The following is a 17,505-nucleotide window of genomic DNA, read 5'->3' on the forward strand; positions in this document are numbered from 1 at the left end:
AATCTATAATTTTTATTAAAGTTGAACTAATGATGAATACCGTAAAATAAAATAAGATTACTATTAAAATTGTAATTTGAAACGGGGCTTAAATTTGATAATAAAAAGTAATCGTTAAAAGCTCCGTCCCATCCCCAATTCATGTGGAATAATTCTACTGACCACCCACCGTTTTCGTTCCATTCAGAATGGTAATAGTTTCCATCACATACCCAACAATGTCTTTCTCCATTACCTCCACCACACAAGATCACTGGTCAATTAAGAGATAAATCATTTACAATCCAGTTCCTAATAGAACTATTTGTTTTTCTTACATTAGTATATCCAAAATGAGAAAACCCATAAGGAATGTAGTCGTCATATGCGCCAGAAACAAAGCATCCGTATTGCATATAAACAGCAATTCCAATGTCAGACATAAGTCTCGAAGTTTCGCTAGTTCCATAAGAATCTGGCATCATTGACCAGTTATAATTATTTGTATTTGAATATTGATTAAATTTTAACACTTGTGCCATTGCAGTGGCAACACATCCAGTGAGTGTATGGGTGCCACAAGTTCCAATAGGAGTGAAGTCATTATATGTTGCTCCTTGCCCCCAAGTGGTAGAGAGAAGAGCATTTATATATGTTGTAGTAGATCCTGATGTAGGATCTGGCGATACAATACTGGATAAGCTATTCCAAGCATTTCTAATTTCAATTGGTTGTTCAATATTTTCATTTCTAACATAATTTACAGCATTAGCCTGTTCTTCAAGCCAAAAACTAATTCCATTTTGTTGTTTTGCCTTGTCATAATCAAAACTATTAGTTTCTGACATTGCAAGAATTGGATTTATTCTGTCATCTGCAGCAATAATTAAATATCCTCCACTTTTATAGTTCACAATATAATAAACAATATTTTTACCGCTTGTTACAGATTCTATTTCTTCAATCTGTTTGTTAATAATTTTGCCAGTTGTCTTCGATTTATAGAAAACTGTTTTAAAAGTTGAATTTTTCAATAAATTTTCTACACTCTTTTGACTAATAAAATGGTTTGTATTAGATTTTAAATCAATTATATTTTCGTCATTTCTATTACAAGAAAATAAAATAATAGTTAATACTGTTAAGATTAGTTTTTTCATTTTTTTTGAATTAAATAAAAATATTTAAGATTAAAATTACTAAAAATAAAACAAAATATTTAACATTTCACTATATTTATGTCTATGTAAATAAATCTAATTTTTACTCTTATTAAACTCTCTTAACTTAAAAATAAATTAATTATTTAATCCGATTAAAACACGCTCTATTTTTACTATTTTTGCACTCGAAATTAAGAGAAAAAATCACTTAATTCATAATAGATAATACGTAATACAACAAAAATGATTTTACCAATTATAGGTTATGGTGATCCCGTTTTAAGGAAAGTAGGAGAGGCAATTACGCCTGATTATCCTAATTTGAAAGAAACGATAGCCAATATGTACGATACTATGTACAATGCTTATGGGGTTGGATTAGCAGCGCCACAAGTAGGATTGCCTATTCGTTTGTTTGTGATTGACACCACTCCTTTTAGTGATGATGAGGATATGTCTGAAGCGGATCAAAAAAAGATGAATGGTTTCAAACGTACTTTTATCAATGCTAAAATTCTAAAAGAAGAAGGTGAAGAATGGAGCTTTAACGAAGGTTGTTTAAGTATTCCAGATGTTCGTGAGGACGTGTACCGAAATCCAGTAGTCACAATAGAATATTGTGAAGAAGATTTTGTTATGAAAACGGAAGTTTTTGACGGACTAATAGCCAGAGTAATTCAACACGAATACGATCATATTGAAGGTATTTTATTTACAGATAAAATCTCCTCTTTGAAAAAACGTTTGATTCAGAAAAAATTAAAAAATATCATCGAAGGAAAGACATTTCAAGAATATAGAATGAAATTCTTTGGTAAAAAAGGAAGATAATTAAATTAAAATTTATACAATGAATATTGAAAAAATATTAGCAATTTCTGGTAAACCAGGTTTATACGAATTAAAAATTCAAACACGTACAGGTTTTGTAGCCGAGTCATTATTGGATGGTAAAAAAATCACGGTAAATTTAAAAGCGAATGTAAGTTTGCTGTCAGAAATTTCGATTTACACATATGAAGCTGAAAAACCTTTAGCTGAAATATTAAATACGATTGCTAAAAAAGAAAAAAATGGTCCTGCAATTTCTCATAAAGAAGATGCTGCAACTTTAGCTGCTTACTTCAAAGAAATTTTACCTGATTATGATGAAGAACGAGTATATGGTTCTGATATCAAAAAAATATTGAATTGGTACAATTTACTTCAAGCTAAAGGATTAGTCAATGATGAAGCTCCTAAAGCATCAAGCAAAGAAGAATCTGTTACCGAAGAAAAACCTAAAAAAGCAAAAGCTACTAAAGCGTAATTGTTTTTAACCTATATTTAATCCTGCTGAAGTAATTCCTTAGCAGGATTTTTTTATTTTTACCAAAACCTAATTTCAAAATGAACTCAAGAGAATCACAACTTCAGGCTTTCGATCGATTGTTAACTATCATGGATGATTTGCGTGAAAAATGTCCTTGGGACAAAAAACAAACTCTTCAAACATTACGTCATCTTACTATTGAAGAAACCTATGAATTAGGTGATGCGATTTTGGATAATAATTTGACTGAAGTCAAAAAAGAATTGGGGGATTTGTTGTTGCACATTGTTTTTTATGCCAAAATAGGAAGTGAAACTCAAGATTTTGATATGGCTGATGTGTGCAATGAAATTTGCGAAAAACTCATTTATCGCCATCCTCATATTTATGGAGATGTCGAAGTGAAAGATGAAGAAGAGGTAAAACAAAACTGGGAAAAACTCAAATTGAAAGAAGGAAAAAAATCCGTTTTAGAGGGGGTGCCGAAAGGGTTACCGGCTTTAGTCAAAGCGAGCCGAATTCAAGATAAGGTAAAAGGAGTGGGATTTGATTGGGAGGAGCCACATCAAGTTTGGGATAAAGTACAAGAAGAATTACAAGAATTGCAAGTTGAGATAGCTGATGGTAATCAAGATAAAATGGAAGCTGAATTTGGCGATGTATTATTTTCTATGATTAACTATGCCCGTTTTTTAAACATCAACCCCGAAGATGCTTTGGAACGCACCAATAAAAAATTCATTTCCCGTTTTCAATACTTAGAAACTAAAGCTGTAGAACTTGGTAAACCTTTAATGGATATGACTTTGGCTGAAATGGATGTGTTTTGGAATGAGGCAAAAAAATTATAAAAATTACTCCGCCATTTTTTTCAATTTCCCGATTTCTTTGAGTGTAATTTTTTTACCAGCTAACTCAATTAAACCTAGTTTGTTGAAATCAGAAAGTAAACGAATACAGCTTTCGGTAGCGGTGCCTATCATACTGGCGAGTTCTTCTCTAGATAATTGGACTTTTAGACTTTCATCTTCGTTTTTTCCAAAGGTATCGGCTAGATACAACAAGGTTTCGGCGAGGCGTTCTTTTACCGTTTTTTGTGCCATAGTAACTGAATGGTCGTCGGCTTCTTTTAAGTCGCCACAAATGGTTTTCATGACATTCATAGAAAACTGATTGTTTTTATCAAAAAATCCCATTACTTCAGTTCTCGGAATAAAACACACTTCCATATCTTCTAAGGCAACAGCGCTCAGATTCACGGGTTCGTCACTAATAATAGAACGTTGCCCTAATAACTCTCCCTTTTTTATCAGTTTTACAATGTGGTCTTTACCATTGGTACTTAGCTTTGATAATTTGCACACCCCGTCTTTAATGCAATAAATGCCATTGATAGTTTCTCCTTCTTCAAAAATGACATCGCCTTTTTTGATAGTGTAGGATTCCTTACATTCAGACAATTTGACTAATTCGTCTTTATTTAAGGCCTTCAAAGAGCTGAATTCTCTAACAATACATTGTTCACATTTACTCATAATACGAAGTAGGGACTTTATTGAACTACAAATTTAATGATTATTATGACAAATGTCATATTTTTAATGCTAACAAAGAGTGACATTTGTCACAGGTAAAATGAGCAAAGAGTATGGATACACAAAATTGTTTCCATTGCGGTTTAGATATTGTAAAATCAGAGGAGATTGTTTTTGATGACAAAACATTTTGTTGCACGGGTTGTAAAACAGTGTACGAAATTTTTAGCCTCAATGACATGACTTGTTATTATGATTTTGAGAAATCTCCTGGAGCTAGTCCGCAAGATATTAATGGTAAATATGATTTTTTAGATAATGAAAGTATTGTTTCAAAATTGTTGGAATTCGAAGAGAATGCAACCGCTATTGTTTCACTTAACATTCCTCATATACATTGTAGCTCGTGTATTTGGATTCTGGAAAATTTACAGCGTCTTCAAGAGGGTATAAGTAGCTCTCAAGTTAATTTTCCAGAGAAAAAAGTCCGAATTACGTACAAACCAGAACAAGTTTCGCTTAAAGAGATTGTCTATTTATTGAGCGCTATTGGCTACGAACCTTATATTAGTTTAGAAAACTACGAAGCAGGCTCAAATAACGTAGACAGAAGTTTGACTTATAAAATAGGCGTGGCATTCTTTTGTTTTGGAAATATCATGTTGCTTTCTTTTCCAGAATATTTTGAGGTAAAAGAATATTGGTTGGACCAATACCGCGGGTTTTTCCGTTGGTTGATTTTTGCTTTGTCATTGCCTAGTTTTTTATACTCTGCAAGTGGTTATTATGTTTCGGCTTACAAAAGCATTAAATCCAAGATGCTCAACATTGATATTCCAATTGCTTTAGGAATTATTGTGATGTTTGTGCGAAGTACCGTAGACATTGTGATGGATTATGGGTCTGGATTTTTTGATAGTTTGACAGGCTTAGTTTTCTTTATGCTTTTAGGGAAAATGTTCCAAATCAAAACCTATAGCTTCTTGAGCTTTGAACGCGATTTTAAATCCTATTTTCCTATTGCTATTACTCGAATCCAAGGGGATTCAGAAGAAAGTGTGCCTATTTATGATATAGAAAAAGGCGACCGATTATTGATTCGAAATCAAGAATTAATTCCAGTGGATGGCATTTTGATTTCAGAAACAGCCGAAATTGATTATAGTTTTGTTACAGGTGAAGCTATTCCGATTACTAAAAAATCAGGGGACAAAGTATTTGCAGGCGGAAAGCAAATAGGTAAGATGATTGAAATGGAAGTGTTGCACTCGGTTTCTCAAAGTTATTTGACGCAGCTCTGGAGTAACGATGTGTTCCAAAAAAATGTGGAACAAAAACACAAAACCATCACCGACCAAATTTCGCGTTATTTCACACCCATTTTACTTTTAATCGCTTTTGCAGGATTTGGGTATTGGATTTTTAAAGATGCCAATACGGCGTTCAATGTGTTTACTGCAGTGTTGATTGTGGCCTGTCCTTGTGCATTGGCATTGACAGCTCCTTTTACTTTTGGTAATATTTTGCGAATTCTTGGTAAGAAGAAATTTTATCTCAAAAACGCTTTGGTTATCGAACAGTTAGCCAAAGTAAATACCATTGTTTTTGATAAAACGGGAACTATTACGACCAATAAAAAATCAAATATTTCGTATGAAGGGCAACCACTTTCTGAGGACGAATTAATTGTTATAAAAAATGTACTTCGAGCTTCGAATCATCCTTTGAGTCGAATGTTGTATGATTTTTTGCCTGAAACCAAAAAACTTAAAGTAAGTGCTTTTGACGAAATTACAGGAAAAGGAATTCAGGCTCAAATAAGCGAAATTGCCATTCAATTAGGTTCCGCCTCTTTCGTAGGATTGTCAGAAGAAAATGTAATTCAAAACACTTCGGTTCATATTAAAATTAACGAAACGTATTTAGGGAAATATGTTTTCAATAATCAATACAGAGAAGGATTAGCAACACTATTTGCTAATTTGAGTCAACAGTATACTATAAAAATTCTGTCTGGTGATAACGAAGGGGAACGGGATGCTTTGGAACAACTATTACCCAAAGGAACCGAATTAATTTTCAACCAAAAACCAGAACAAAAATTGGCATTCATTAAAAACTTACAAGAACAAGGACAAAATGTAATGATGGTGGGTGATGGATTGAACGATGCTGGCGCTTTGGCACAAAGTAATGTAGGGATTTCTATTTCAGAAAATGTCAATGTTTTTTCTCCGGCTTGTGATGCCATTTTAGATGCGAGTGTTTTTCAAGAGCTTCATTCGTTCTTAAAGCTTGCTAAAAAGGCGATAACCACGATCAAAATGAGTTTTACATTGTCATTACTATATAATGTTGTCGGACTTACTTTTGCGGTTACTGGAAACTTATTACCTCTTGTGGCAGCAATCATTATGCCCTTGAGTACCATTACGATAGTGAGTTTTGTGACCTTGATGAGTAACTATTATGCCAAAAGAGTGGATAGAAAATAAAAGTATTTTGCATTCTTTTTTTGATTAAATTTAATAGAAAAGAATAAGTATGATAAATGTCATATTTTTTGAGAACTGCTACAACTAACTTTGTTAACATAATTTTAAGGTATGAGTGTCATTTATTTATTAATATCGATTAGTATCCTAGTAGCCATAGGTTTTTTTATTGCTTTTATACGTGCAGTAAAAACAGGACAATACGATGATGATTACACGCCATCTGTCAGAATGCTTTTTGACGATGAGCTTAAAATAACCTCAAATAAATCAGTACAAACAACAGAAGAAAAACAAATTTAATTATGGAAATTCAACAATTTTATTACGACAACAAAATTGTAAAGAAATTCCTTTACGCAACCATTGTTTTTGGTGTGGTGGGAATGTTAGTTGGACTTATTCTAGCTATTATGTTTCTTTTTCCCAATATCACCGACGGAATTTCGTGGTTGAGTTTTGGTAGATTGAGACCTTTACATACTAATGCAGTTATTTTTGCTTTCGTGGGTAATGCCATGTTTGCGGGGGTTTATTATTCACTGCAACGATTGTTAAAGGCAAGAATGTTTAGCGACTTTTTGAGTAACTTAAACTTTTGGGGTTGGCAATTAATTATTGTTGCTGCAGCCGTTTCTTTACCGTTAGGGTTTAGTACTTCAAAAGAATATGCCGAATTAGAATGGCCAATTGATATTGCAATTGCCTTAATTTGGGTTGTTTTTGGAATTAATATGATTGGAACCATTATAAAAAGAAGAGAGCGTCATTTGTATGTTGCTATTTGGTTTTACTTGGCCACATTTGTAACAGTTGCAGTATTGCATATTTTCAATAGTTTGGAATTGCCAATTTCTGCAATGAAAAGTTATTCTGTTTATGCAGGAGTTCAAGATGCTTTGGTACAATGGTGGTACGGACATAATGCAGTAGCTTTCTTCTTGACTACACCATTCTTAGGTTTGATGTATTATTTTGTTCCTAAAGCGGCTAATCGTCCGGTGTATTCGTATCGACTTTCTATTGTTCACTTTTGGTCTTTAATTTTTATCTATATCTGGGCTGGACCACACCATTTATTGTATTCAGCATTACCAACTTGGGCACAAAACTTAGGAGTTGTATTCTCAGTGATGTTAATTGCTCCATCTTGGGGAGGTATGATTAACGGTTTGTTGACACTTAGAGGAGTTTGGGACAAAGTTAGGGTTGAACCCGTATTGAAATTCTTCGTAGTGGCTATTACAGGTTATGGTATGGCTACTTTTGAAGGACCAATGTTATCTCTTAAAAATGTAAATGCCATTGCGCATTATACAGATTGGATTATTGCTCACGTTCACGTTGGAGCTTTAGCTTGGAACGGATTTATGGCATTTGGGATGATTTATTGGTTAATCCCAAGAATGACTAAAACGGCATTGTATTCTACTAAACTAGCTAACTTCCACTTTTGGATTGGAACCTTAGGGATTATATTATATGCACTTCCAATGTATGTTGCAGGTTTCTTACAAGCTTCTATGTGGAAACAATTTAATCCAGACGGAACTTTAACTTACGGGAACTTCTTGGAAACGGTAACTCAAATTATGCCAATGTATTGGATGAGAGCAGTTGGAGGGACTATGTATCTTACAGGAATGTTAGTATTAGTATATAACATTATTCAAACAGTACGAGTGGGGCAACCTATTGAGGATGAATTAGCAGAAGCACCTGAATTACAACAAATCAGTAGTGGAAGATTAAAAGGCGAAAAATTCCACCCTTGGTTGGAAAGAAAACCTATTCAATTGACCATTTTAGCGACTGTAGCTATTTTAATTGGAGGTATTATCCAAATCGTACCGACGATTATGGTGAAATCAAATATTCCTACTATTGCTAGCGTAAAACCCTATACACCTCTTGAATTAGAAGGTCGTGATTTATATATTCGTGAGGGATGTGTAGGTTGTCACTCACAATCAGTTCGTCCTTTCCGTAGTGAAGTAGAACGTTATGGACCACAATCTAAGGCAGGAGAATTTGTATACGATCATCCATTCCTTTGGGGGTCAAAACGTACAGGACCAGACTTGTTAAGAGTTGGTGGAAAATACAATGACAATTGGCATTTTAATCACTTTTGGAATCCGCAAAGTATATCTGCAGGATCTATTATGCCAGGATACAAATGGTTATTTGATAATGAGGTAATGGATATTTCTAAGACTCAAAAGAAAATGGAAGCTATGGTTACTCTTGGAGTACCTTATTCTCCAGCTCAAGTAGCCAATGCAACAAAAGACTTGAGAACTCAAGCAATTCAGATTGAAGAGAGCTTGAAAAACGATCCTGACTTTGTAAAAAGTTATGAGGATAGCAAGAAAAAAGCAGCAGCAAAAGGTGAAAAATTTGTTCCAATGAACGAAAGAGAAATCATTGCTTTGATTGCTTATATTCAACGACTAGGGACGGATATTAAAGTAAAAAAATAATAGAGTACGCCATGTTTGAACAAATAAAACATAATATGGAAACCATCGCGGGAGTTGCGATTTATCCAATACTATCATTGTTAATTTTCTTTTTATTTTTTGTAGGATTAGCTCTTTGGGTTTTCTCTTATAAGAAAGAAAAAATCGAAGAGATGAGCCAAATTCCATTGAATGACAATCAATCATTATAATTTTTTAAACTTTTTAAAAATGAAAAAATTAATCCCCGTATATGTAAGAGTTCCTCTTATCTTCTTTGCTGTTTTTGGTGCAATGGAGTTTTTTATTGACTCTGGAGATAGACCTGCTTTTATCAAGTTTCCAATGGTTTCTGTTTTCTTATTCGTGTTTCTATTTCTTTTAATAGCCATAGAAGTTACGATAAGCGCGATTGATAAAATCACTTATCAGTTGTTAACTGAAGAGCAAAAAGCAAAATTAGAAGAAGTTTCTCAAATTGGCTTTAAAGACAGTCAATGGTATGCTAAAATGATGAAAGCTTTGACTAAATCAGAACCAATTGAAAATGAAGGACAACTTTTATTGGATCATGATTATGATGGAATTAAAGAATTAGACAATAATTTACCACCTTGGTGGATTTATTTATTCTATGCTTGTATTGGTTTTGCAGCTATTTATTTGATTCGTTTTGAAATATTGGGCGCTGATAACCAAGAAATGGAATTGAAGAAAGAAATGGCTCAGGCTAAGATTGAAGTGGCTGAGTACATGAAAACGGCTCCCGATTTAATGGACGAAAAAACAGTAACGTTATTAACTGATGACGCTGCATTAGCTGAAGGGAAAACCATTTTTACTACTAATTGTGTGGCTTGTCATAGAGCCGATGCAGGAGGTCAAATTGGACCTAACTTGACGGATGATCATTGGATTTTAGGTGGAGGAATTAAAAATTTGTTCCATACTATAACTAATGGTGGTCGAGATGGTAAAGGAATGATTGCTTGGAAAGGGACTTTGAAACCTAAAGAAATTCAAAAAGTAGCTAGTTATGTTATCTCTTTGAAAGGAAGTAATCCAAAAGATCCAAAAGCACCAGATGGTGAAATTTGGGTAGAAGAAGCCACTGCAGCACCTGCAAAATAATAGCACTAACTAAAAGACCAATTTCGATTTTGAAATTGGTCTTTTAAAATTACAATACCATGTCAAATTTGCCAGACGAATCTTTCAGAGACAGTATCGGAACTATTGATGAGACCGGACATAGAAAATTTATTTTTCCTAAAAAACCTTCGGGAAAATTCTATGAATATAGAAAATGGGTAAGTTATTTTTTATTGACTATTCTAATTGCCAATCCATTTATTAAAGTGAATGGTAACCAATTTATGATGTTCAATGTATTAGAACGTCGTTTTAATATTTTTGGATTTCCATTTTGGCCACAAGATTTTTATTTGTTTGTGATGTTCATGATTGTTGGGGTTGTATTTGTTATTCTTTTCACCGTCATTTTTGGGCGAATTTTTTGTGGCTGGATTTGTCCACAAACGATTTTCTTAGAAATGGTTTTTCGTCGAATAGAGTTTTGGATAGAAGGCGATAGAGGAGCGCAAATCCGATTGAGTAAACAAGAATGGAATGCCGAAAAAATCAGAAAAAAAGGATTGAAATGGTTCGTATTTTTAATTATTTCGTTTTTCATTGCCAATGTATTTTTGGCATACTTGATTAGTAGTGACGAATTATTCAAAATGATTGAAGATGGTCCCGAAAGTCATTTAAGCACTTTAATTGCGTTGCTCATTTTTACAGGAGTATTTTACTTTGTTTTTGTTTGGTTTAGAGAACAAGTTTGTATTATCGCTTGTCCTTACGGAAGATTGCAAGGTGTACTTTTGGATAACAAATCGATTAATGTAGCCTATGATTTTGTTCGAGGCGAAAAAGAATCTGGAAGAGCTAAATTCAACAAAAATGAAGACCGCGCCACAACAGGAAAAGGCGATTGTATTGATTGTCATCAATGTATTCATGTTTGTCCAACAGGAATTGATATTCGGAATGGGACACAATTAGAGTGTGTAAACTGTACCGCTTGTATTGATGAATGTGATACCATAATGGAAAGTGTTGGTTTACCAAAAGGTTTGATTCGGTACGCTTCTGAAGACGAAATCGAAAAGAAATCCAAGTTTGTATTTACTGCTAGAATGAAAGGCTATTCTGCTGTTTTAGTCATTTTGGTTGGAGTATTGACAGGTTTATTATTCTTAAGAACCGATGTGGAAGCTTCAATTCTCCGATTGCCAGGTCAGTTGTACCAACACAAAGGAGACAATATTAGCAATGTGTACACGTTCAAAATCATTAATAAAACCAATGATGAGTTTAAGGATATTCACTTTAAATTAGTGGGTATTAAAGGAAGTTTGAAAGTAGTAGGACAACAAGATTTTAAAGTACCAAGACAAGGGATGAATGGCGGAACCTTATTTATTGAAATCAATCAATATCTGTTAGAAACCGACAAAACTAAATTAGAAATAGAAGTGTATAACGGAGATACAAAAATTGAAACAGCCACGACTAATTTTTTAAGTCCAAGAAGTTTCGATTAATTAATTTAAAACAAAAAGACAATGAAAATCAATTGGGGAACAGGTATTGTAATTGCATTTGCACTATTCATGGCATTTATCTTGTATTTTGTATTTGAGGTACAATCCAATTCAAAATACGATAATGATTTGGTAGTTGAGGAATATTACAAACACGATGCACAATTTGGAAAAGAAATGCAACGCAGTCAAAACGCACAGGATTTGGCAGATAAACCAAAGGTAGTTGTAACTCCAGAAGGTGTTGTAATTACATTTCCAGATACTTTTGTTCCCAATAAAATAAAAGGAAATGTATCCCTTTACAGACCATCTAACAAAAAATTAGATTTCGAAGTTCCAATTTCGATTTCTAGTCCAACTTTGCTCATACCTAAAAAAAGTTTGGTAGGTGGCCGTTGGGATATTAATATGGAATGGCAATACGAAGGGAAATCGTATTTAACTAAAGAAACGATTTATATTAATTAGAATAGTATGTTGTATTCGGCTTTCATTTTTGGTTTAATCAGTAGTTTGCATTGCATTGGAATGTGCGGTCCTATTGCTATGATGATTCCTGTAGATAGAGCCAACCCAACCAAAAAAACAACCCAAATCATTACCTATCATTTAGGTCGTTTATCTGCGTATGCTTCTATTGGATTACTTTTTGGCTTGGTAGGAAAAGGATTTTTCCTTGCAGGAATTCAACAAAAATTATCCCTATTTATTGGTATAGCTATGATAATTACCATACTGACACCCGAAAGTGTTTTAGCAAAGTATAATTTTTCAAAACCCGTATTCCGATTAATTTCAAAGATTAAAACAACTTTAGGAAAACAGTTTAGAAATAAAAGTTATCAATCGTTATTTACTATTGGGTTATTGAATGGTTTTTTGCCTTGTGGGATGGTATATGTGGCGCTATTTGGAGCCATTGCAATGCAAAGCGTACCTTTTGGAATTTTGTATATGGTATTATTTGGATTAGGTACGGTTCCTATGATGAGTAGTGTTACCTATCTCAATTCTTTTATGACACTTTCATTTCGCAATAAAGTTCAAAAAGCAATTCCGTATGTTGGAGTAGCTATCGGTATTTTATTTATTCTACGTGGATTAGGCCTAGGGATACCTTATATTTCACCAGCTAATACCAGTTTATTTGTACAAGAAACACCCAATTGTCATTAGAAATGAATAAAATTTAAAATTGATATAAAAATGGAAAGACACGATTTATTACACGAGTTGCCAGAGTACCAAGATAGAATTCATCAGTTGAAATTGGAAAATGCACATTTCAGAAAAGTATTTGATGAGTATCACGAGTTAGAACATGAAATTCACCGAATCAATACAGGAGTAGAAACTGTTACAGATGAGCAGTTACATCAGCTAAAGGCAAATCTACTATTTATGAAAGATGAATTAGTTTCGATAATTAAAAGTTAGTTAACAGCTAGCTATAGCAAAAAAGCACACTGAAAAGTGTGCTTTTTTGTTATCCTAAATAGTCATCGAAAATAATGCGGTGTCAGGAGCTTTTCGTTTTAATAGCAAATCAAATGCCATGCAGATATTCCGAACAAAAGGTTTACCTGCCTCTGTTACTTGAATTCCATCCGGTATAAAATGAACTAAACCATCTTTTTCCATTTCTTTCAATTGCAATACAATTTCAGGAATCTCATTAAAGTAATCTTTTTTATTGCTCCAAGTGGTTTCAAATTGGCACATTAAATTCAGAATATGTCTTCTAATAGTTAAATCTTCATCGGTCAATAAATGACCTCTAAAAACAGGGATTTGATTAGTATCTAAAATTTGGTAATACTCTTCTATTGTTTTTACATTTTGTGCAAAACTATACCAACTATCACTTATGGAAGAAACGCCTAGCCCAATCATTAATTGAGTTTTAGAGGAACTATATCCCATAAAATTGCGGTGAAGTTTACCAACCTCAAAGGATTGGAATAAACTATCAGAGGTCAAAGCAAAATGATCCATCCCAATTTCGTGATAGTCGTTTTCATAAAGTAATTGCTTCCCTGTTTCGTATAATTCTCTTTTTTTATCGTCTTTTGGGATATCCTCGTCATTGAATCCACGTTGTCCATTTCCTTTTATCCAAGGCACGTGTGCATAGCTGTAAAACGCCAATCGGTCGGGTTGTAACGACTTGGTTTTTTCAATAGTGTCAATTACATCTTCTTTTTCTTGAAAAGGTAGACCAAAAATTATATCGTGTCCTATGGAAGTATAACCAATTTCTCTTGCCCATAAAGTTACTTTGGCAACGTTCAAAAACGGTTGAATACGATGAATGGCTTTCTGTACTTTTTCTGAATAATCTTGAACGCCAAAACTCACGCGTCTAAAACCTAAATCATAGAGTTGCTGTAATTGTTCTCTAGTAGTGTTGTTAGGATGTCCTTCAAAACTAAATTCATAATCAGGAGCTTTATCTGCTTTCGCCAAAATCCCAAGGATTAAAGCTTCTAAGTTTTCAGAAGAGAAGAAAGTTGGAGTTCCTCCGCCCAAATGAATTTCTTTAATATTTGGTCTTTCGTCAAGAATGTCACAATACAAAGCCCATTCTTTCAAAATCGCTTGAATGTAAGGATGTTCTACTTCGTGGTTCTTGGTAATGCGTTTATTGCATCCGCAAAAAGTACACATGCTTTCGCAAAATGGCAAATGAATATATAAACTGATACCTTCGGTTGAATTACTCTCGATGAATGATTTTCGGAGTGTTTCTAACCAAATGGCATAAGTAAAATCACGCTCATTCCAATACGGGACTGTAGGATAGCTCGTGTATCTAGGGCCGGGAACATTGTATTTTTGTAATAGCGAATTAGTCATAATACATCATTTGAATGTCAAAAGTAAGCCGACTTTCAACGAATTAAAATGATAAATATCAGCCTAGCTATTTTTTTACATAAAAAAAACCTCAATCTTTTGAATTGAGGTTTTAGGTGTAAGGGTAAAAACTATTCCTGTTTTAGGTTTCGTAATTGTTTCAATTTTTCTTTCCACACTTCCAAGCTTTCTTTGTGTATGGCGATGTTTTTTCGAACTTCTAACACAATTGAATTTTCTTTTTTGGCATTTTTAGTATTGGTAAAAAATTGAATGTTATTCTCTAATTGGAATATTTCATTTTGAACTTCTTCAATTTTACGAATTAAGAAGATTTTTTCACTTTCTAGTTTACGGCTATCATTGCTTTCAGACAATTGATCCATACGATTAGCAAAACGCATCATATCCGAATCTTTTTTACTCAAACTTAGTTTTTCAAAAAGTGCATCTAATATTTTATTGAATTTTCCCTCAATATGACGTCTTGCAAACGGAACTTTACCATACGCCTTCCAGTTTTGAATATGCAATTTAATTCCGTCCAAATCGGTTTTATGATCACCTGTCAATTGAAATGCTCTCAAGGTTTCCAAATAGGCTTTTTTGTTTTCAAAAGCAGCTACTTCTTCACCGTTTTCTTCGTTTTTTTGCTCTTTTAATTTGTCAAAATAATGATTGCAAGCGTCCTTGAATTCTTTCCAGATTTTATCAGAATGTTTTCTTGGTACATGACCAATTTTCTTCCATTCTTCTTGAATTTGTTTCATGATTGGAGTAGAAGAAGCAAAGTCAGTACTTTCTTGTAGTTCTTTGGCCTTGGCTACCAAGGCTTGTTTCTTACTCAAGTTATCGTTTTGATCTTTCTTGATGTCTTTGTAAAACGAATTCTTAAATGAATTGAAGTTACGAACTGCCGTTTTGAAAGCAGTCCAGGTGGCTTCGTTTACCTCTGCAGGAACTTTACCTGCTGCAAAGAAAGCCGCTCTTAAAGCTTCTACTTTTTCTATTTGAGCTAACCATTGTGCGTGGGCATTTACTTTTTCAGTTGCCAACACTTCAATTTGAGCAATGATTTCTTTTTTCTTTTCTAGATTTTCAACTTCAGCGCCTCTAAGTTTTTCAAACAACAATTCACGTTTGTCGTGCATTTGCTTGGTTAAGTCGCTAAATTGGTTCCAAATTTCCTCGCGGTGTTCTCTTGATACAGGTCCGATTTCTTCTTTCCAAATGCGGTGTAAATCTTGCAATTCACGGAATGCTTTATTGATGTCTTCTTCTTGAATTAACTCTTCAACACGAGCTACAATTTTTTGTTTTTGTTCCAAATTGTGCTTGAAATCAATATCTCTCGCTTCACGATCTAGATGTAAATAATCATAAAAATTTTCTACATGAAAATGATAATTGTTCCAAACGTGGTTGTATTTGTCTTTTGGAATTGGTCCTGCATTTTTCCAACGCTCTCTTAAATCATTAAAATGTTTTAAAATATCTTTAATATTGGCTTGCGGATTAATCAATTCTTTCAACTCTTCAACAATAGCAAGACGATTTTCTAAATTATTTTTCAGACTTGATTGTAAGTTTTTGAAGTGTTCGTTTTTATGGTTTCTGTAAACAGAATAGATAGTATCAAATTTAGACTTAAGAGGAAAGTGGTACTGAAATTCTTCGTTTGGATCTTGATTTTCTGCAAGAAACTCTTCTTTTTTCTCCTCTATAAGGTGGTTGTATTTGGCTAAAAAAGCCTTTTTGATCTCCTCAACGTGGTCTTTTATAGACAACACTTTTTCGTTAGTGACTAAAGTGTTTAATTCGTCCACAAGTGATTCCATTGATAAAGCATCGTAATCTTGCATTGGAATATCGTGACGTTCTTTTAAACTTACGTCTTCGCTTTCCTCGGCATTGGTATCGGCAATTGCCTCAATAATAGTTTGGTTAACATTGGCAATAGGCGCCTCAGCTACTGGTTCAGTAGTAATTTCAGTCGCTTCAATTGGTGCTGCTGCTGCTGTTGTCGATTCTATAGAATCAGTTCCATTTCCATCTGCATTAAGCAGGTTATCATTCTTTTCTTCTAACATTTTTTCAATGTGTAAGGTTGCTAAATTATTCAAGTCGAAAGATACTAAACCACTTTTGAACTACAAAATAAATCCCTTATTTATCATCGTTTTACGCTAAAATTAGTGCTTTTTTTGTAAGCTATTTAATCCTTCTGTTAGTTTCGCTCGTGTTCTACTATCCGCTGTATTTGTGCCGGTAAACCCTGTCTTTACAGAATGTCGTATCTATTAGAGCTAAGATGAGATGTTACAAAAGGAGTATAGTATGATTTTATTTATTCCAAATTGACCATGCTTTCTCTGCTTGAAAAATAAGCATGTCCAATCCGTTTTTCGTTTTAGCACCTTGGTGTTGTGCTTTTTTCAAAAATTGGGTTTCGGCAGGATTGTAAATCAAGTCGTATGCAATGTGTTTTTTGGTGAAAAATTCATACGGGATTTCTGGATAGGCATCAGTATTGGGACTTGTTCCCACAGGGGTGGAGTTAATTACAATTTGGTATTCGTCAAAAACTAAATCGGTAATTTGATTGTAACCTAAAACGGTTTCGCTCGACTGTCTAGAAACAAAAGTATAGTCAATTCCTAATTCTTCTAATGCAAAAGCAACTCCTTTGGAAGCGCCACCGGTACCTAAAATTAAAGCTTTTTTATGATGTGCTTCAAGCAAAGGTTCTAATGATTTTTGGAAACCATAATAGTCGGTGTTGTAACCTTTTAGCTTGCCTTTTTTAGTAAATTTAATTGTATTAACTGCGCCAATTTTAGTCGCTTTTTTCGATAATTTATCCAAGAATGGCATTACAGATTCTTTGTACGGAATGGTTACGTTCATTCCGCTTAAATGCTCGTTATTCTTGATAATTTCCAAAAAAGATTCGATGGTAGGAATGTCAAAGTTTTCGTAAGTGTATCCTGCTAACTTTTCTTTTTCAAATTTTTCGGTAAAATAGCCTCTAGAAAATGAATAATTGATGTTTCGGCCCAGTAAACCGAAACGTTTTTTAATAGATGTCATG

General features: G+C 33.6%; 16 protein-coding genes and 1 pseudogene. 12 read left to right on the top strand and 5 right to left on the bottom strand.

The features are described from left to right. Positions 1 to 26: 26 nt before the first annotated feature. Positions 27 to 1,139: pseudogene (locus RMR09_RS04140) on the bottom strand (C10 family peptidase). Between the two features lie 246 nt (positions 1,140 to 1,385). On the opposite strand from RMR09_RS04140, the gene def reads away from it, so the two are divergent. The 3 genes from def (at position 1,386) to mazG (ending at position 3,305) form a co-directional block, all read left to right on the top strand. Then, on the top strand, positions 1,386 to 1,973 hold the full coding sequence (gene def / locus RMR09_RS04145) for a peptide deformylase (RefSeq protein ID WP_310594547.1): 588 nt from the start codon (positions 1,386 to 1,388) through the stop codon (positions 1,971 to 1,973). A gap of 19 nt (positions 1,974 to 1,992) precedes the next feature. Further along, entirely contained in the window at positions 1,993 to 2,451 is a 459-nt protein-coding gene (locus RMR09_RS04150) for a DUF5606 domain-containing protein (protein ID WP_310594548.1), read from the top strand. Between the two features lie 80 nt (positions 2,452 to 2,531). Further along, complete coding sequence (gene mazG / locus RMR09_RS04155) at positions 2,532 to 3,305, top strand: nucleoside triphosphate pyrophosphohydrolase (protein ID WP_310594549.1); 774 nt, start codon at positions 2,532 to 2,534, stop codon at positions 3,303 to 3,305. A gap of 3 nt (positions 3,306 to 3,308) precedes the next feature. Here mazG and RMR09_RS04160 read toward each other — a convergent pair whose 3' ends face one another. Continuing rightward, entirely contained in the window at positions 3,309 to 3,989 is a 681-nt protein-coding gene (locus tag RMR09_RS04160; protein WP_310594550.1) for a Crp/Fnr family transcriptional regulator, read from the bottom strand. Between the two features lie 113 nt (positions 3,990 to 4,102). On the opposite strand from RMR09_RS04160, the gene RMR09_RS04165 reads away from it, so the two are divergent. From RMR09_RS04165 to RMR09_RS04205, 9 genes are all read left to right on the top strand, one after another. Continuing rightward, a complete protein-coding gene (locus tag RMR09_RS04165) occupies positions 4,103 to 6,484 on the top strand; it encodes a heavy metal translocating P-type ATPase metal-binding domain-containing protein (protein ID WP_310594551.1) in 2,382 nt (793 codons plus the stop codon). A 111-nt stretch (positions 6,485 to 6,595) separates the two neighbouring features. Beyond that, positions 6,596 to 6,787 carry a cbb3-type cytochrome oxidase assembly protein CcoS gene (gene ccoS, locus RMR09_RS04170; protein ID WP_310594552.1) on the top strand — a complete coding sequence of 64 codons (192 nt, stop codon included), beginning with the start codon at positions 6,596 to 6,598 and terminating at the stop codon, positions 6,785 to 6,787. A gap of 2 nt (positions 6,788 to 6,789) precedes the next feature. Next, positions 6,790 to 8,967, top strand: a complete 2,178-nt coding sequence (gene ccoN, locus RMR09_RS04175; RefSeq protein WP_310594553.1) for a cytochrome-c oxidase, cbb3-type subunit I — start codon at positions 6,790 to 6,792, stop codon at positions 8,965 to 8,967. A 35-nt stretch (positions 8,968 to 9,002) separates the two neighbouring features. Then, positions 9,003 to 9,158: a CcoQ/FixQ family Cbb3-type cytochrome c oxidase assembly chaperone gene (locus tag RMR09_RS04180; protein WP_409070954.1), complete on the top strand. Its 156-nt coding sequence runs from the start codon at positions 9,003 to 9,005 to the stop codon at positions 9,156 to 9,158. Positions 9,159 to 9,177: 19 nt separating this feature from the next. Then, a complete protein-coding gene (locus tag RMR09_RS04185) occupies positions 9,178 to 10,077 on the top strand; it encodes a cbb3-type cytochrome c oxidase N-terminal domain-containing protein (RefSeq protein WP_310594555.1) in 900 nt (299 codons plus the stop codon). A 59-nt stretch (positions 10,078 to 10,136) separates the two neighbouring features. Then, positions 10,137 to 11,555: a cytochrome c oxidase accessory protein CcoG gene (gene ccoG, locus RMR09_RS04190; protein WP_310594556.1), complete on the top strand. Its 1,419-nt coding sequence runs from the start codon at positions 10,137 to 10,139 to the stop codon at positions 11,553 to 11,555. Between the two features lie 21 nt (positions 11,556 to 11,576). Continuing rightward, positions 11,577 to 12,026, top strand: coding sequence for a FixH family protein (locus RMR09_RS04195; RefSeq protein ID WP_310594557.1), 450 nt, complete (start codon positions 11,577 to 11,579; stop codon positions 12,024 to 12,026). A 6-nt stretch (positions 12,027 to 12,032) separates the two neighbouring features. Then, positions 12,033 to 12,734, top strand: a complete 702-nt coding sequence (locus RMR09_RS04200) for a sulfite exporter TauE/SafE family protein (RefSeq protein ID WP_310594558.1) — start codon at positions 12,033 to 12,035, stop codon at positions 12,732 to 12,734. Between the two features lie 30 nt (positions 12,735 to 12,764). Continuing rightward, a complete protein-coding gene (locus RMR09_RS04205) occupies positions 12,765 to 12,995 on the top strand; it encodes a DUF465 domain-containing protein (RefSeq protein WP_310594559.1) in 231 nt (76 codons plus the stop codon). Positions 12,996 to 13,049: 54 nt separating this feature from the next. Here the strand turns inward: RMR09_RS04205 and hemN are convergent, their stop codons facing one another. From hemN to aroE, 3 genes are all read right to left on the bottom strand, one after another. Next, positions 13,050 to 14,414 (bottom strand): oxygen-independent coproporphyrinogen III oxidase, encoded by a 1,365-nt coding sequence (gene hemN, locus RMR09_RS04210; RefSeq protein WP_310594560.1) that lies wholly within the window; start codon positions 14,412 to 14,414, stop codon positions 13,050 to 13,052. Between the two features lie 131 nt (positions 14,415 to 14,545). Beyond that, positions 14,546 to 16,504: a DUF349 domain-containing protein gene (locus RMR09_RS04215; protein ID WP_310594561.1), complete on the bottom strand. Its 1,959-nt coding sequence runs from the start codon at positions 16,502 to 16,504 to the stop codon at positions 14,546 to 14,548. Positions 16,505 to 16,757: 253 nt separating this feature from the next. Beyond that, the gene (gene aroE, locus RMR09_RS04220) at positions 16,758 to 17,504 is read right to left on the bottom strand and encodes a shikimate dehydrogenase (protein ID WP_310594562.1); all 747 of its coding nucleotides are present in this window, start codon (positions 17,502 to 17,504) and stop codon (positions 16,758 to 16,760) included. Position 17,505 lies beyond the last annotated feature (1 nt).

The sequence above is a fragment of the Flavobacterium sp. genome, from assembly GCF_031537875.1.
Lineage (GTDB): Bacteria > Bacteroidota > Bacteroidia > Flavobacteriales > Flavobacteriaceae > Flavobacterium.

What these genes read in the sequence shown, in the direction of transcription:
- def (WP_310594547.1), top strand. Translation starts at nt 1,386, where the DNA reads ATGATTTTACCAATTATAGGTTATGGTGATCCCGTTTTAAGGAAAGTA.
- RMR09_RS04150 (WP_310594548.1), top strand. Translation starts at nt 1,993, where the DNA reads ATGAATATTGAAAAAATATTAGCAATTTCTGGTAAACCAGGTTTATAC.
- mazG (WP_310594549.1), top strand. Translation starts at nt 2,532, where the DNA reads ATGAACTCAAGAGAATCACAACTTCAGGCTTTCGATCGATTGTTAACT.
- RMR09_RS04160 (WP_310594550.1), bottom strand. Translation starts at nt 3,989, where the DNA reads ATGAGTAAATGTGAACAATGTATTGTTAGAGAATTCAGCTCTTTGAAG.
- RMR09_RS04165 (WP_310594551.1), top strand. Translation starts at nt 4,103, where the DNA reads ATGGATACACAAAATTGTTTCCATTGCGGTTTAGATATTGTAAAATCA.
- ccoS (WP_310594552.1), top strand. Translation starts at nt 6,596, where the DNA reads ATGAGTGTCATTTATTTATTAATATCGATTAGTATCCTAGTAGCCATA.
- ccoN (WP_310594553.1), top strand. Translation starts at nt 6,790, where the DNA reads ATGGAAATTCAACAATTTTATTACGACAACAAAATTGTAAAGAAATTC.
- RMR09_RS04180 (WP_409070954.1), top strand. Translation starts at nt 9,003, where the DNA reads ATGGAAACCATCGCGGGAGTTGCGATTTATCCAATACTATCATTGTTA.
- RMR09_RS04185 (WP_310594555.1), top strand. Translation starts at nt 9,178, where the DNA reads ATGAAAAAATTAATCCCCGTATATGTAAGAGTTCCTCTTATCTTCTTT.
- ccoG (WP_310594556.1), top strand. Translation starts at nt 10,137, where the DNA reads ATGTCAAATTTGCCAGACGAATCTTTCAGAGACAGTATCGGAACTATT.
- RMR09_RS04195 (WP_310594557.1), top strand. Translation starts at nt 11,577, where the DNA reads ATGAAAATCAATTGGGGAACAGGTATTGTAATTGCATTTGCACTATTC.
- RMR09_RS04200 (WP_310594558.1), top strand. Translation starts at nt 12,033, where the DNA reads ATGTTGTATTCGGCTTTCATTTTTGGTTTAATCAGTAGTTTGCATTGC.
- RMR09_RS04205 (WP_310594559.1), top strand. Translation starts at nt 12,765, where the DNA reads ATGGAAAGACACGATTTATTACACGAGTTGCCAGAGTACCAAGATAGA.
- hemN (WP_310594560.1), bottom strand. Translation starts at nt 14,414, where the DNA reads ATGACTAATTCGCTATTACAAAAATACAATGTTCCCGGCCCTAGATAC.
- RMR09_RS04215 (WP_310594561.1), bottom strand. Translation starts at nt 16,504, where the DNA reads ATGTTAGAAGAAAAGAATGATAACCTGCTTAATGCAGATGGAAATGGA.
- aroE (WP_310594562.1), bottom strand. Translation starts at nt 17,504, where the DNA reads ATGACATCTATTAAAAAACGTTTCGGTTTACTGGGCCGAAACATCAAT.